This window comes from Herbiconiux sp. UC225_62 (assembly GCF_042694625.1).
Classification (GTDB): domain Bacteria; phylum Actinomycetota; class Actinomycetes; order Actinomycetales; family Microbacteriaceae; genus Herbiconiux.
On the sequence record NZ_CP170551.1, the window covers coordinates 99,082 to 112,649 of the forward strand.

Sequence of the window (13,568 nt, forward strand, 5' to 3'; positions counted from 1 at the left end):
TTGACGAACAAGATCCGGCAAGGTGGGGAGCGGCATCCGCATGACCGATCGACGAGGAGAACGCGATGGCACTGAAGGGCACGCTCGACGGCGAGACCCGCCGCGCCGCCCTGCTCGAACTCACCGACGAGCGCGGAAGCCTTCAGCTGAGCGAAGCCGCCGAGCTGTGGGGCGTGCATCCGATGACCATCCGCCGCGATTTCGAACTCCTCGAGAGCTCGGGCCGGGTGAGGCGGGTGCGCGGCGGGATCGTGCCGGTGCAGATCGATGCGTTCGGCACCCGCCAGGGCCGCAACCTGCGCGCCAAGGAGCGGATCGCGGCCAAGATCCTCCCCTCCTGCCCGAGGGCGGCGCGGTGGGCCTCGACTCCTCCACGACGGCCTACGTGCTCGCCGACGCCGTGCCCGCGACCAGCCGCCTCACCATCGTGACCAACGGACTCAGCGCCTTCGAGGCACTCGCCCGCAAGCCGGAGGTGCGCGGCTACCTCACCGGCGGCGAGCGCGAGGAGCAGAACCTCAGCCTCGTCGGCGCCCTCACGATCTCGGCGTTCTCGGCCTTCCACTTCGACTGCTCGATCATCTCGGCACTGGGCCTGCACGGCGAGAGCGGCACCAGCGAGAGCACGCTCGCCCAGGCGGCGGTCAAGGATGCGATGGCTCGCGCCTCGGCGTCGGTCGTGCTCGCGGTCGACGCCTCGAAGCTGCAGTCGCGCGCGCGGGTGCGGGCGTTGACGCTCGACCGGATCGACGTGCTGGTGACCGAGCTCGACCCCGCCGACCCCCGGCTTGATCCCTACCGCTCGACGGTGCCGCGCATCCTCTGACAACTCCGCGGGCACCGATCCGTCAGTTCTTGTCGCTTTGGCGCGGTCTAAGCGACAGAAAGTGACGGATCGGTGGGGGGCTCAAGGGGTCGCGGGCTCGGTGAGGGGGGTCGCGGGGTCGGGATGCGCCGTGAGACCAGCGGAGGGCGCCTCGGCCACCGAGGAGAGCAGCGTCGTGGCCTGCGAGACCGCGAGCGCCCCCCAGGAGGCGGCGAGCTGCACGCCGGCCGGAACGTCGACGGTGCCGTCGGCCCGCCACGATCCGACCAGGAATCCAGCGAGCGACGCATCGCCGGCCCCCGCGGTGTTGACGACGGTGGCCGCCGCCTTCGCGTGGTGCACTCCGGCGGCGGAGACGCAGAGCGCGCCGTCGGCGCCCATGCTCACGTAGACGAACTCGCAGCCGGCCCCGTGCAGCCGGCGGGCGGCATCCGTCACGTCGCCGATCGTGCGGAGGGCAAGGCCCGTCAGCTCGGCGAGCTCGTGGGTGTTGGGCTTGATCAGCGCGATCGGCCCGAGATCGGCGGCCACGTCGCGCAGCGCTGCGCCCGCCGTGTCGATCGCCACGCGCACGCCCCGAGCGGATGCGCGCCGCACCAGATCGAGGAAGGGCACCGGTCGCCCCGACTCGGCCAGCGGCGGGATCGATCCGGAGATCACGAGCCAGTCCGCGTCGAGGCGCTCGAGCTCCCGCTCGGTGCGCTCGACGAGGGCGTTCCAGAGGGCGGCGGCGACGGGCACCGGGCTCTCGTTCACCTTCGTGGTGACCCCGGCGGCGTCGAGAAGGGTGGTGTTGACGCGGGTGCGGCCCTCGTCGGACACCCCCGCGATGAGCTCGGCGAATCCGCCCTGCTCGGCGAGCGCCGCCCCCTCTGAGCCGAGGGCGAGCACCGCCGAGACGGGAACGGCGGAGAGCGCGACGGCGCGGGCCACGTTCACTCCCTTCCCGCTCAATTCGGTGTTGACGGCGGTGGCGCGGTTGACCTCGCCGAGGGCGAGGTGCGGGAGGTGGTACGTGAGATCGATGGCCGGCGCCGGAGTCAGGGTGACGATACCGCTCATGCGGGCACCCCCTCGGCGTGGCGGGCGTCGTCGACGGCTTCGGCGGCATCGCTGACCGGCGATGCCCGATCGGCGCGCGCGTCAGTGCCGCCTTCGCTGACACGCCCGCGGGCCGCGCCTCCGACGACTGGGGAGACATCCGCCGTCGCGCCTTCGCCCGCAGCGGCACCTCGGGAACGGTCGCCCACCGCGCGCGCATCGGTGACGCCCTCGACCGTCGCTTCGCCGTCCATGGCGACGCTCCGGGAACGGTCGCCCACCGCACGCGCAACCATGCCGCCCTCTATGACGACCGCGGCCACGCCCTCCTCGGCGAGGCGCCGCAAGAGGTCGGGTGGCGCAGAGGCGGGGTGGAGCACCGCCTGGTCCACGGCGGCGAGCGGGATCGAGCCGGCGAGGCCCGTCGCGGTGAGGCCGCGTGGACCCCCCACCAACACCACCCGCCGAGCGACCGCCGCGACCGATTCGACGACGGCCGCGCGATCCGGATCGCCCGCGAGCAATCGTCCACTAGCAGCGATCCCGCTCGGTTCGATCACGGCGACGTCGAGATTGAGGGTCGCGACGAGTTCACGGGCCCACGCGCCGGTGGCGATCCCGTCCGCCCCGACGGCGCCCCCGAGCACGTGGATCTCGCACGGTTCTTCCGCACCCGCCGCCGCCAGCGCGACCGGCACCGAGGCGGTGACGATACGGATGCCCCGACCGGCCGACAGCATCCCCGCGAGCGCCTCACCCACCGGCCCTCCATCGAGGAAGACGGCGGAGTCGTCGGCCAGCACCGCGAGCACGGCGAGCGCGAGAGCGCGGGTGGCCTCGGCATCGGCGACCGCGTGCGCGTCCACGGCCACGTCGGACCCGGCGCCATCCGCTCCCGGCGGAATCGCTCCCCCGTGCGCGCGCACCAGCAGACCCGCCGCCTCGAGTGAGCGGAGGTCGCGCCGCACCGTCTCCTCGGCCACGCCGAGCGTGCGGGCGAGTTCTCCCACCTCCACTCGACCGGCGTCGGCGAGGGACGCGAGGATGCCGGCACGACGCGACCGCACCGCGCCGCCGGCGCCCGTCGCCGGGCCTGACGCCGTCGGAGCGGGGAAGACGCCGCTCGGCGAGGCCGGGTTCATGCGCCGGCCCCGTCCGCGCGGGCCGCCTCGACGCCAGTCGCATCCGCCCCCCTCCGGCGCCGCTCCGACGTCGCCCGCACCCGTCGCCGCCGACGCCGCCCCGTCGCCCGCACCCGTCGCCGCCGACGCCGACTCCTCGACTGCCCGCGCCGCCCACCAGGGGCCGAGCGCCTCCGTCGCCTCGTCGAAGGAGCGCATGACACCCGCCCAATAGCCCGCCGACTCCTCGGTCGGCACGACCGGCGCCGACCGCTCCACGAGCTCCTGCGCGGCCTCGACCGAATCGAAGAGCCCCCACCGAGGTGCCCGCGACCGCGGCCGCCCCGAAAGCGCCGGCCTCCTCGTTCTGCACGACCGTCACCGGCGAGCGCAGCGCATTGGCCACGAGCTGCACGTAGAGCGGCGCGCGGGCGATGCCGCCTCCGAGCACCACGGGCTCGTCCCAGTCGAACCGCTCCCCCAACGCACGCGTGTGCCAGATGTGCATCAGCACGATGCCCTCGAGCGTTCCGCGCAGCACGTGCGCCGGCGTATGCCAGCCCCGCACCCCCGTGAGAGCCGCGGAGCTCGCGGCCCCGAGCGGCGAGTCGAAGAGGAACGGCAGCACGAGCGGCACCTGCTCCTGCGGATCGAGAGCGGCGGCCTCGGCGAACAGCCGGTCGCGCGCCGCGTCGTCGTGCACGCCGAGCAGGCGGAGCACCCAGTCGAGCGACGGAGAAGCGGTGGCCGAGGTCGACATGGCGATCCGCAGGTCGGGACGGATGGAGAGCCTCGACTGCCAGCGCGGGTCGACGTCGGGGCGCGTGGTCGTGACCCCGTTCGTGCTGAACGACCCGGCCACCAGGGCCAGGCGTCCCGGAACGAGCGCGCCCATGCCGATCGACGCGGCCTGCACGTCGTGCATCCCCGCCACCACCGGCGTGCCGGCCGCCAGACCCGTGAGCTCCGCCGCCTCGGGCAGCACGTGGCCCACCACGTCGCCGCTCGAATGCAGCGGCGGCAGCAGCCGCATCAGGTCGACGGGAAGTCCGTAGGCCTCGAGGACCTCGGGGCTCCAGCTCGCGGTCGCCGTGTCGAGGAACGAAGCGGTGGCGTCGGAGTAGTCGGTGGCGATGCCGCCGGCCAGCCGCAGCCGGATCACGTCCTTGCAGAAGAGCATCGCATCCGCCGCCTCCACCCGTTCGGGGTCGTGCCGCAGCAGCCAGCGCAGCAGGTTGCCCGCCGCGCCCGGCGTCGGTTCCTGGCCGGAGCGCTCGAGCACCACGCGCATCCGCTCCGGGTCGGCCGACAGCTCGTCGGCCTCGGCGTGGGCGCGCGAGTCCATCGCCGTGATGGCAGGGCCGACCGGGGCACCCGCTGCGTCGACGAGGTGCAGTCCGTCGCCGTGCCCGGTGATGCCCACCGCCACGATCTGCCGCGGGTCGACGCCCGAGGTCGCCACCGCCTCGGCGATGGCCTCGGCCGCCGCTCCCCAGAGGGCTTCCTGCGGCCGTTCCGCGTGGCGCGGCACGCTGCGGTCGACGGGGCTCGACCGCCGGCCGACGCCCACCGGGCGCAACCGTTCGTCGTGCACCACGGCCTTCACTGCGGTCTGACCGGCATCGACGCCGAGCACGTAGCGTGCTTCGCGATCTGAACCCATGGCGTCTCTCTCCGATCGATGGACAGCGTATGCGGGCTGTCGCGGCATCCGCGCCCGATTCTGCCTGTTCGGTCAGCATATCAACCTATTCGGTCACTTCCGGAGCATAATCCGGGCAGATTCGGATAGGGTGAACGCATGTACCCCGCGGAACGGCACGCCGCCATCCTGGCCGCCGCCCGGGCGCACGCCGGCGAGGTCGGCGTGCAGGAGCTGAGCGAGTCTCTGGGCGTCACCGCCGAGACGGTGCGCCGTGACCTCGGCACGCTCGAGCGGCGCGGGCTCCTACGCCGGCGCCACGGCGGGGCCGTGCTGCTGCCGCGCGCTCCCTTCGAACCGACCCTCCAGCAGCGCGGCCTGGCAGAGGCCGGCGAACGCCGGGCCGTCGCCGAAGCCGTGCTGGCCGAACTCCCCGACCAGGGTGTGCTGCTGCTCGATTCCGGCTCGATGACCCTCGAGATCGCCGCCCTGCTCGCCGCCGAGCCGTCGGGCCCCACGGCCACCGGCGGTGCCCGTTCCACCGGTTCTGCGGCGCGATCGATCGTCGTGGTCACCAACAGCCTGCCGGTCGCCGCGCTGCTGGGGCCGCATCCGGCCGTGACCGTGCTCGCCCTTCCCGGCGCGCTCCGCCCGGTCACCCAGGGCGTCGTCGGTCCCTGGACCGAGCAGCGGCTCGCCGACCTGCACGCCGACGTGGCCGTGCTCGGCGCGAACGGCGTCGTAGTGGGCGCCGGCGCTTTCACGACGACGCCCGAAGAAGCGGCCGTGAAACACCGGATGCTCGCCGCGGCCTCCCGACGCATCCTCGCCGTCACCGCCACCAAGTTCGGCGAACGCTCGCTGTGCCGGTTCGCCGGGCTCGACCGCTTCGACCTGGTGGTCACCGATTCCCGGCTCGACGCCGCGACCGCCGAGGCCGTCGCGGCCGACGGGCCCGCGCTCGTGCTCGCCCCGCTCCCGCCCCACCCCTGAGAGGACCCCTGTCATGACCCTCGTCACCACCGGCGACATCCTGAACCGCGAGCGCGCGGTGCTTGCCTTCAACGTGATCCAGCTCGAGCATGCGGAGGCGATCGTCCGCGGCGCGGAGGCCGCGGGCCGGCCCGTCGTGCTGCAGATCTCCGAGAACGCCGCCCGCTATCACCGCGGTCTCGCTCCGATCCTGGCCGCGACGCTGTCCCTCGCCCAGGCCGCGCAGGTCGACGCCGCCGTGCACCTCGACCACGCCGAAGACGAGGCCCTCGTTCTCGAGGCGGTGGAACTCGGCGCGAGCTCCGTGATGTTCGACGCCGCGACCCTGCCCGACGACGAGAACATGGCCCGCACCGCGGCCGTCGCCCGCACTGCGCACGCGCGCGGCGTCTGGGTGGAGGCGGAGCTCGGCGCCATCGGCGGCAAGGGCGGGGCGCACACGCCCGGCGTGCGCACCGATCCGGCCGAGGCCGCCGCGTTCGTGGCCGCGACCGGGGTCGACGGTCTCGCCGTGGCCGTGGGCAGCTCGCACGCCATGACGTCGCGGAGCGCGACCCTGGACTTCGACCTCATCGCCGAGCTCGCCACCGCCGTGCCGGTGCCGCTCGTGCTCCACGGGTCGAGCGGCGTGAGCGACGCCGATCTGGTGCGGGCGGTCGAGCACGGCATGCGCAAGATCAACATCTCCACGCACATCAACGGCATCTTCACCCGCCGCATCCGCGAGATCCTCGACGGCGACCCCGTGCTGGTCGACCCGCGCAAGTACCTCGGCCCGGCCCGCGACGCGGTCGCCGCCGAGGTGCAGCGCCTGCTCGAACTCGTCGCCTAACCGGATCCCCCGGCGTCGAAAAGGCCCGCAGCTTTCATTCCCGTCTCAATCGTTCGGAGACGTGTAATGAAAGCTGCGGGCCTTTTCCGACAGCCCGTGGACGCCGCGCGAAGCACGGCGCCCACGGCAACTGACTAGCAGCTGGACTTGTAGACCGCGTCCGCTCCGTCGCCGTCGATGTTGTCCTTCGTGAGGATGGTGAATCCGGTCTGGATCTCCGCCTCGGTCGGGTCACCCTTCAGCGCCGCGATGGCCTGCTCCACGCCGTCCTGGCCGATGGTGGCGGGCTCCTGGGCGACGAGCGCCTGAACCGTGCCGGCCTTCAGCTGCTCGACCTGGGCGGGGCCCGCGTCGAAGCCGACGATGGTCACCTGGTCCTGCTTGCCGGCCTGCTGCACACCGGTCGCGGTTCCTTCAGCCGCGAACAGGTTCGCCGCGAAGATACCCACGATGTCGGGGTCCTTCTGCAGAGCAGCGGTCACGATCTCGGCCGCGGTGGCCGGCTCGTTGTGGCTGTACTGCACGCCCAGGTAGTCGAAGCCGTCAGCGGCCTCGGCAGCCTTCTGGAAGCCCTCGACGCGGGCGTCGGTGGTGGAGATACCGGGGTCGACCGAGACCACGAGCACCTTGCCGCCATCCGGGTGTGCCTGCTGGATGGCCTCGAACGCCGCCTTTCCACCGCCGACGTTGTCGGACGCGATGGCCGAGACGGCGAACGACGGGTCGTCGACCGTGGTGTCCACGAGTACGACCTTGATGCCGGCGTCGGCGGCCGCCTTCAGCGGGGCCTCCATCGCGGTGACATCCGTCGGGGCCACGAGCAGCGCATCCGGCTTGGACGCGACGACCGAGTCGACGATCGGCTTCTGCAGCGTCGGGTCGAACTTCTCCGGGCCCTGCGTGGTGACCGTGGCGCCGGCCTCCTTGGCCGCGGCCTCGATGCCGCACTGCATGGAGATGTAGAACTCGTCGCCGGCCACACCCTGCACGAACGCGATCTTGTAGCCGCCGCTGGCGTTGTCGGTGCTCGAGGACGAGTCGCCGCCTCCGCTCGAGCAGCCTGCGAGGGCGAAGCCGGCCGCCGCGGTCAGCGCGACGACACCGAGTGCCTTCTTGTTCCACTTCATCGTGATACCTGTCCTTCTTCTACTAGTGATGCATTCAGGGTTGGTGCTGAATTCGTCAATGCTGTTTTCAGTTGTTCTTCCGTCTGGCGAAGAAGTGCCGCCAGAGGCTTGTGGAGGCCCCGCGGGCCGCGGAGGCCCGCCTGACCTGGTCGACGTACACCGCCGCGATCAGCACGGCGCCGACGGCGACCTGCTGCCAGAACGGCTGCACGCCGGTGATGACGAAGCCGTTCTGCAGAACGGCCGGGATGAACAGACCCACGACGGTGCCGAAGATCGTTCCGTAGCCGCCGAAGAGCGAGGTCCCGCCGATGACGACCGCCGCGATGACGTTCAGGTTGGTCTGCGACTGGCCCGCGATCGCGGTGGTCGAGAACTGCGAGAGCGACAGGATGCCGGCGAGACCCGCCAGAGCACCCGACATCGCGTAGACCTTGATGAGGTGCGCATCCACCTTCACACCGACGCGACGAGCTGCCTCCTCGCTCGAGCCCACCGCGTAGGTGTAGAGGCCGAACTTGGTCTTGTGCAGCACGAACGCGCCGATCAGGATCACGACGAGCGCGATCACCGAGATGATCGGGATACCGCCGAGGATGTTGCCGTAGCCGATCGTGGTGGTGAGCACGGAGGGCACCTGACGGATGTCGACACCGCCCGTGATGATCTGCGCGAGACCCAGCGCCATGCCGAGCGAACCCAGCGTCACGATCAGGGGAGGCACTTTCGCCTTGGAGATCAGCAGGCCGTTGAAGATGCCCCAGGCCAGACCCGAGGCGATGGCCACCAGGATGCCGATGGTCGCCACACCCCAGCCGTCGCCGCCGATGGCCCGCATCACGATCGCCGAGACGACCCCGGAGAACACCAGCACCGAGCCGACCGAGAGGTCGATGCCCGAGGTGATGATGATGAACGTCATGCCGACACCGAGCACACCGAGGATCGAGGCGTTCTGCACCACGAGCCGCAGGTTCGACAGCTGCGCGAAGGTGCTGGGGGCCATGATGCTGAAGATGATCACGATGATGATCAGCACGATGAAGATCTGGAAGGCCTGCGCCTTGAAGATCCGCGGCACGCGGCTCCGATTCTCCCGTTCGACGGCCATGTTGATCGAGGTCGTCTCGGGCCCGGCTTCGGGGCCGAACTCGGCCTTCTTGATGTCGTCTTCTCTCACGTCGTCGCTCATGCCGCACCCCTCGTGCTCGCGCCGGTCATCAGGCCGACGAGTTCTTCCATGTTCGTGTCCTTGGCGTCGATCGACGCGGCGCGGTGGCCGAGTCGCAGCACCTGGATGCGGTCGGAGACCTCCATCACGTGCGGCATCGAGTGGCTGATGAAGACCACGGCGATGCCCTTGTCACGCACGCGACGGATGGTCTCCAGGACGTTCTTCGTCTGCCGCACGCCGAGAGCGGCGGTGGGCTCGTCGAGGAAGACGACCTTGTTCGCCCAGTGCACGGCGCGGGCGATGGCGATGGCCTGGCGCTGTCCACCCGACATCGAGCCGACGGGCGAGGTGAGCGAGCGCACGGTGGCGCCCAGCTCGTCGAAGGCCCGGCGCGATTCCTTCGCCATGACCTTCGTGTTCATCGTGCCGAAGAACCCGGCGACGCCCTTGTTCATGATCTCGCGGCCCAGGTACATGTTCTGCACCGGGTCGAGGTGAGGGGCGAGGGCCAGATCCTGGTGCACGGTCTCGATGCCGAGCGCGCTGGCCTGCTGCGGGTTGGTGAGCTGGATCTCCTCGCCCTCGAACTTGATCGTGCCCGTGTCGATGGCGAGGTTGCCCGAGAGGGCCTTGACGAGTGTCGACTTGCCGGCGCCGTTGTCGCCGATCAGAGCGGTCACTTCGCCGGGGTAGACCTCGAAGTCCACGTCATCGAGCGCTCGGACGTGTCCGAACGCCCGGGAGAGGCCGCGTGCCTCCAATACCGGTGTGCTCATGTCAGTTCACTCCTTTCCGGCCGATGTCGGCCTGGGGGTGGGTCGTGGTGTGGTCATGGGGTGCTCCTGTGGTCCGTGTCGACGAGGTCGGGTCATATGACCGCGCCTTCGGCGAGCGATCGGGGCCAGCCGGCGCCGGGGGTGGCGACCAGCACACTCGCCGGCCCGCGCACCTCCCAGGCACCGAATCCGGCGGGAACGGCGAGGACTTGGCCGCTGTGGACGGGGATCTCCGCGTCGCCCGCGATCACGCCGTCGCCGGCGAGCACGAGGACCACGGAGAACCCGGCGGCGATCGGCACGCCGCGCGTCGAGGGGGCTGCGTGCAGCACCCGGAAGTAGGGATCGGCGGCCGGCGCGAGCATGCTCTCGGCACGGTCGCTGCGGGCGTCGAGGTCGGATCGGCTGACGAGGGCGGCGAGCGCATCGGCGCCGAGGGCATCGGTGGAGACCGCGGGCATCACGGCGTCGAAGCCGAGTCCGAGGTGCGACTCCTCACGGGTGGAGGTGGTGATCGACCACTCCAGCACGATCGAGAAGTCGGTGGGCTCCTGCACCTCGGCCACGAAGATGCCGGCGTCGATGGCGTGCACCGTTCCGGCGGGCACGAGCACTCCCATGCCGCGGGAGACCTCGATCCGGTTCATGCGGGAGAGCATCCACTCCGAGTCCTGGGCGTCGCGGCGGCGGTCGAGCTCGTCGCGGTCGACGGCTTCCTTCCAGCCGACGTGGACGGCCGAGCCGGGCTCGGCGTCGAGCACGAACCACGCCTCCGTCTTGCCGTAGGGGCAGTCGAGGTGGCTTGCGGCGAAGGCGCGCGAGGGGTGCACGTGGACCGGGAGGCGCTGGCGGGCGTCCAGCAGCTTCACCAGGATGCCGGTGTCAGACGCGCTGGCCGCGTCGGCGTGATCGGGTCCCACCCACGCGGCCGGGTCGGCCGCCACCAGATCGCGCAGCAGCTCGCCCCCCTCGGTACGTGCCAGGCCGATGTCCCCCTGGTCGGCGCGCGAGACGGTGGCCGCCAGCCATTCCTCGGGCTGGAAGTCGCTGGTCTGCTCGATGCCGCGCAGGCGCGCGATCCGGTCGCCACCTCGGTAGAAGTGGTCGATCAGGTTGGGGGCCAGGACAGCCGGCTTCATCGGGCGTCTCCTCGGGTCGCGGTGGCGGATGCGGATTCGGGGGTTCGGGTGGGCGACGGCGCGGGGATCTCGCCCGAGCCGCGCTGCAGCAGCGCAGTGGGCACGATCCATTCGCGCGGTTCGCCCGAGGGCGATTCGCGGAGGGCGAGCAGGCGTTCGATGGCCGCGTTGCCGATCAGGAACGGGTCCTGGTCGATGCAGCTGACGCCGGGGCGCACCACGTCGGCGAAGGAGAAATCGCCGAAGGCGATCATGGCCGTGTTCTGCCGGTGGGTGCGGTGGAGGGCTGCCGTCAGCCCGATGGCCGCCTTCGCGTTCGAGGCGAAGAAGGCGGTCGCGGGCCGGTCGAGCGAGAGCAGGCGGTCGGCCTCGCTGCGGTAGTCGAGGCTGCCGTCGATGGTCTCGGAGACGAGCGCGGGATCGAATGGCAGCCCGGCGTCACGCAGCACGTCGAGGTAGCCGCTCATCCGGCGTTCGATCGTGGAGAACCGCTGGTCGCGGTCGAAGAAGGCGATGCGCTCGTGACCGAGGTCGACGAACTGCTGCACGGCGAGCACCGTCGCGCCGTAGTCGTCGACGACGATGCTGTCGTAACCGGCGCGCGACCGGTCGACGGCGACGACGGGGGTGACGGCGCGGTAGGGGTCGAGGTAGGGCTGCGCGGGAGCGACCGGGGCGAAGATGACGCCGGCGACCTGGTGGCCGGCGACGAGGCTGAGCAGCTGGTCGCGTTCTTGCGCGGCGTCGAGGTTGGAGGATGCCACCAGAACGCTGAGGCCCTCGGTGAGTGCCCGCGTCTCGATGGCGCTCACGAGAGCGGCGAAGAACGGGTCGGCCAGGGTGTCGATGACCACGCCGATCGCTCCGCCGGTGCCCGACTTGAGCGAGCGAGCCGCGGTGTTGGGCACGTAGCCGAGCACCTGGATGGCGTGCAGCACACGCGCCCGGGTCTCCGGATGCACGGCCTCTTCGGCGTTGACGACCCGTGAGACGGTCTTGATGCTGACACCGGCGCTGGCGGCGACGTCCTTGATGCCGGGGCGGCGAGATCCTGAGCTCTTCGGCATCTGCGTCCACCTCCAGTGACAGCGTTGTCATGACCTTCGAGGTGGGAAGTCCCGCACCTCGTTGTTGCGTTGTCCGCCTATACTGGACACACGGCGACAACGTTGTCAAGTGGTCGTCAGGTCTCGATTCGATAAACCCCGGGAGCAGCATGATCGTCGTCGTCGCCGGAGCCGCGGGCAGCGGCAAGAGCACGCTCGGTCTCGAACTCGCCCGCTCGCTCGGAGCCGCGCTGCTCGATCTCGACACCCTGACGAACCCGCTCTTGGAGGGTCTGGGCGCCGAACTCGCCGGGGGCGCGCACTGGAACGATCCGGCACTTCGTCGCCTCGTGCGGCCGGCCCGATACGCCGCCTTGCTCGCAGCCCTGGCCGACCAGGTGCGCGCGGGCGGGAGCGCTGTGCTCGTGGCGCCGTTCACGGCCGAACTGCTCGGCGGGGCGGAGTGGGAGCAGCTGGTCGAGGCTGCCGGAAGCGTGCCTGCGGTGCTGTGGCTGGTCGCGAGCCCGGAGCTGCTCGCCGAGCGGCGGCGGCTCCGCTCCGCCGACCGAGACGCGCACGTCGTCGACCCGCCCGCCGACCACGCGCCCGCCGTGCCGCACCTCGGCGTCGACGCGTCGTTGCCGACGGCCGAGCAGCTCGCCGATGTGCTCGCGCGGCTCGGTGTCGAACGCGGACGTGGGGGCGACGGTCGGGTAAGCGACGGTCGGGTCGGCGACGGCGGCGCGGACGAGAGCAGCCGCAGCGGCAGCGCGGAGGAGGGCGGCGGCCGCGACGGCAGCGTCGCCGACGACAGTGTTGACGACGACAGCGCACGCGACGACAGGGGCCGGGACCTCGGTGCCCGATCCGTCTGGGGCGGCCGGATGTTGGCCGCCGACTCCCCCGTCTTCGCGCGCACCTTCGACGCGGCGCTGTTCGATCTCGACGGCACGCTCATCGATTCCACGCCGGCCGTCGTCCGCTCCTGGGCGCAGCTCGGCCGGGAGTACGGGCTGGAGACCGATCTGCTCGCATCCGGTCACGGGCGGCCGGCGTCGCAGGTCATCGCCTCCGGCTTCCCCGAGCATCTGGCCGACGAGGCCCTCGCCCGCGTGACCGAGATCGAGGCCGCCGACCTCGACGGAGTCGTCGCTCTCGACGGCGCCGCCAGCCTGCTCGACTCATTGCCCGATTCGGCGCGCGCCATCGTGACCAGCGGCACCCGCCTCATCGCCGGCAACCGGGTCGGCGCGGCCGGCCTCACCCCGCCCGCCGTGCTGGTGACGTTCGACGACGTCACGCATGGCAAGCCGCATCCGGAGCCCTTCCTCCTGGCGGCGTCGCGCCTCGGCGTCGACCCGGCGAACTGCGTGGTGTTCGAAGACGCGCCTGCCGGTCTCGCGGCGGCGAAGGCGGCCGGATGCACCACGGTCGGCATCGTCGGCACGCACGACGAGCACGACCTCGACGCCGACCTCCTCGTCGACGGCCTGTTCCAGCTCCGCGTCGACCTCCAGCCCGACGGCGGCTTCCGCCTCGCCCCCGCACCCGCCCACCCCGACCCGCACTGAGCGCACAGCGACCCACTCCCCCGCCCTGCTCTCGCGAGGTAGCGCCAAGTAGGCCCTACGGGGCCCGCAGGCACCACTTAGCGCTACCCCGCGAGAGCCCGAAAGCTCGCGAGCGCCCGCGCACCCCGCGTGTAGCGCCGAAGGCGACCACCGGATCTTCGCGAGGTAGCGCTAAGTAGGCCCTCCCGGCCCTGCAAGCACCACTTAGCGCTACCCCGCGAGAGCTCGCGTACCCCAAGGCCCGCGGCCCGCCTCGGACGTCGCGAGGTAGCGCCAAGTA

General features: G+C 71.5%; 12 protein-coding genes and 2 pseudogenes. 5 read left to right on the plus strand and 9 right to left on the minus strand.

The window, feature by feature from the left end:
• Positions 1-65 precede the first annotated feature (65 nt).
• Both ACFJGU_RS00505 and ACFJGU_RS00510 read left to right on the plus strand, forming a co-directional pair.
• The gene (locus ACFJGU_RS00505; RefSeq protein WP_382306692.1) at positions 66-431 is read left to right on the plus strand and encodes a DeoR family transcriptional regulator; all 366 of its coding nucleotides are present in this window, start codon (positions 66-68) and stop codon (positions 429-431) included.
• Positions 356-826 carry a DeoR/GlpR family DNA-binding transcription regulator gene (locus ACFJGU_RS00510; RefSeq protein WP_382306694.1) on the plus strand — a complete coding sequence of 157 codons (471 nt, stop codon included), beginning with the start codon at positions 356-358 and terminating at the stop codon, positions 824-826. The genes ACFJGU_RS00505 and ACFJGU_RS00510 overlap by 76 nt, the downstream gene beginning before the upstream one ends.
• Positions 827-907: 81 nt before the next feature.
• Here ACFJGU_RS00510 and ACFJGU_RS00515 read toward each other — a convergent pair whose 3' ends face one another.
• From ACFJGU_RS00515 to ACFJGU_RS00530, 4 genes and pseudogenes are all read right to left on the minus strand, one after another.
• Positions 908-1,888, minus strand: coding sequence for a 1-phosphofructokinase family hexose kinase (locus ACFJGU_RS00515; protein WP_382306696.1), 981 nt, complete (start codon positions 1,886-1,888; stop codon positions 908-910).
• Complete coding sequence (locus tag ACFJGU_RS00520; RefSeq protein ID WP_382310472.1) at positions 1,885-2,739, minus strand: hypothetical protein; 855 nt, start codon at positions 2,737-2,739, stop codon at positions 1,885-1,887. Before ACFJGU_RS00520 ends, ACFJGU_RS00515 begins: the two co-directional genes overlap by 4 nt.
• A gap of 90 nt (positions 2,740-2,829) precedes the next feature.
• Positions 2,830-3,207, minus strand: a pseudogene (locus tag ACFJGU_RS00525) (hypothetical protein); the annotation flags it as partial.
• Positions 3,208-3,322: 115 nt separating this feature from the next.
• Positions 3,323-4,699 (minus strand): annotated as a pseudogene (locus ACFJGU_RS00530) (FGGY-family carbohydrate kinase); the annotation flags it as partial.
• 90 nt (positions 4,700-4,789) lie between these two features.
• Between ACFJGU_RS00530 and ACFJGU_RS00535 the strand changes: the two are divergent.
• On the plus strand, positions 4,790-5,623 hold the full coding sequence (locus ACFJGU_RS00535) for a DeoR/GlpR family DNA-binding transcription regulator (protein WP_382306698.1): 834 nt from the start codon (positions 4,790-4,792) through the stop codon (positions 5,621-5,623).
• Between the two features lie 13 nt (positions 5,624-5,636).
• Positions 5,637-6,455 (plus strand): class II fructose-bisphosphate aldolase, encoded by an 819-nt coding sequence (locus ACFJGU_RS00540; protein ID WP_382306700.1) that lies wholly within the window; start codon positions 5,637-5,639, stop codon positions 6,453-6,455.
• 134 nt (positions 6,456-6,589) lie between these two features.
• Here ACFJGU_RS00540 and ACFJGU_RS00545 read toward each other — a convergent pair whose 3' ends face one another.
• The 5 genes from ACFJGU_RS00545 to ACFJGU_RS00565 all read right to left on the minus strand — a co-directional run bounded on the left by ACFJGU_RS00545 (position 6,590) and on the right by ACFJGU_RS00565 (position 11,738).
• On the minus strand, positions 6,590-7,582 hold the full coding sequence (locus ACFJGU_RS00545; protein ID WP_382306702.1) for an ABC transporter substrate-binding protein: 993 nt from the start codon (positions 7,580-7,582) through the stop codon (positions 6,590-6,592).
• A gap of 67 nt (positions 7,583-7,649) precedes the next feature.
• On the minus strand, positions 7,650-8,774 hold the full coding sequence (locus tag ACFJGU_RS00550; protein ID WP_382306704.1) for an ABC transporter permease: 1,125 nt from the start codon (positions 8,772-8,774) through the stop codon (positions 7,650-7,652).
• Entirely contained in the window at positions 8,771-9,532 is a 762-nt protein-coding gene (locus ACFJGU_RS00555) for an ATP-binding cassette domain-containing protein (RefSeq protein WP_382306706.1), read from the minus strand. The genes ACFJGU_RS00550 and ACFJGU_RS00555 overlap by 4 nt, the downstream gene beginning before the upstream one ends.
• A 92-nt stretch (positions 9,533-9,624) precedes the next feature.
• Complete coding sequence (locus ACFJGU_RS00560; RefSeq protein WP_382306708.1) at positions 9,625-10,671, minus strand: class I mannose-6-phosphate isomerase; 1,047 nt, start codon at positions 10,669-10,671, stop codon at positions 9,625-9,627.
• Positions 10,668-11,738: a LacI family DNA-binding transcriptional regulator gene (locus ACFJGU_RS00565; RefSeq protein ID WP_382306710.1), complete on the minus strand. Its 1,071-nt coding sequence runs from the start codon at positions 11,736-11,738 to the stop codon at positions 10,668-10,670. The genes ACFJGU_RS00560 and ACFJGU_RS00565 overlap by 4 nt, the downstream gene beginning before the upstream one ends.
• Positions 11,739-11,887: 149 nt before the next feature.
• Between ACFJGU_RS00565 and ACFJGU_RS00570 the strand changes: the two genes are divergently transcribed.
• Complete coding sequence (locus tag ACFJGU_RS00570) at positions 11,888-13,288, plus strand: HAD-IA family hydrolase (protein ID WP_382306712.1); 1,401 nt, start codon at positions 11,888-11,890, stop codon at positions 13,286-13,288.
• The last annotated feature ends 280 nt before the right edge of the window (positions 13,289-13,568 follow it).

Bases quoted from the DNA above. Each gene is read 5' to 3' on its own strand.
- ACFJGU_RS00550 (WP_382306704.1), bottom strand. From the start codon at position 8,774: ATGAGCGACGACGTGAGAGAAGACGACATCAAGAAGGCCGAGTTCGGC.
- ACFJGU_RS00560 (WP_382306708.1), bottom strand. From the start codon at position 10,671: ATGAAGCCGGCTGTCCTGGCCCCCAACCTGATCGACCACTTCTACCGA.
- ACFJGU_RS00505 (WP_382306692.1), top strand. From the start codon at position 66: ATGGCACTGAAGGGCACGCTCGACGGCGAGACCCGCCGCGCCGCCCTG.
- ACFJGU_RS00565 (WP_382306710.1), bottom strand. From the start codon at position 11,738: ATGCCGAAGAGCTCAGGATCTCGCCGCCCCGGCATCAAGGACGTCGCC.
- ACFJGU_RS00570 (WP_382306712.1), top strand. From the start codon at position 11,888: ATGATCGTCGTCGTCGCCGGAGCCGCGGGCAGCGGCAAGAGCACGCTC.
- ACFJGU_RS00540 (WP_382306700.1), top strand. From the start codon at position 5,637: ATGACCCTCGTCACCACCGGCGACATCCTGAACCGCGAGCGCGCGGTG.
- ACFJGU_RS00515 (WP_382306696.1), bottom strand. From the start codon at position 1,888: ATGAGCGGTATCGTCACCCTGACTCCGGCGCCGGCCATCGATCTCACG.
- ACFJGU_RS00545 (WP_382306702.1), bottom strand. From the start codon at position 7,582: ATGAAGTGGAACAAGAAGGCACTCGGTGTCGTCGCGCTGACCGCGGCG.
- ACFJGU_RS00535 (WP_382306698.1), top strand. From the start codon at position 4,790: ATGTACCCCGCGGAACGGCACGCCGCCATCCTGGCCGCCGCCCGGGCG.
- ACFJGU_RS00555 (WP_382306706.1), bottom strand. From the start codon at position 9,532: ATGAGCACACCGGTATTGGAGGCACGCGGCCTCTCCCGGGCGTTCGGA.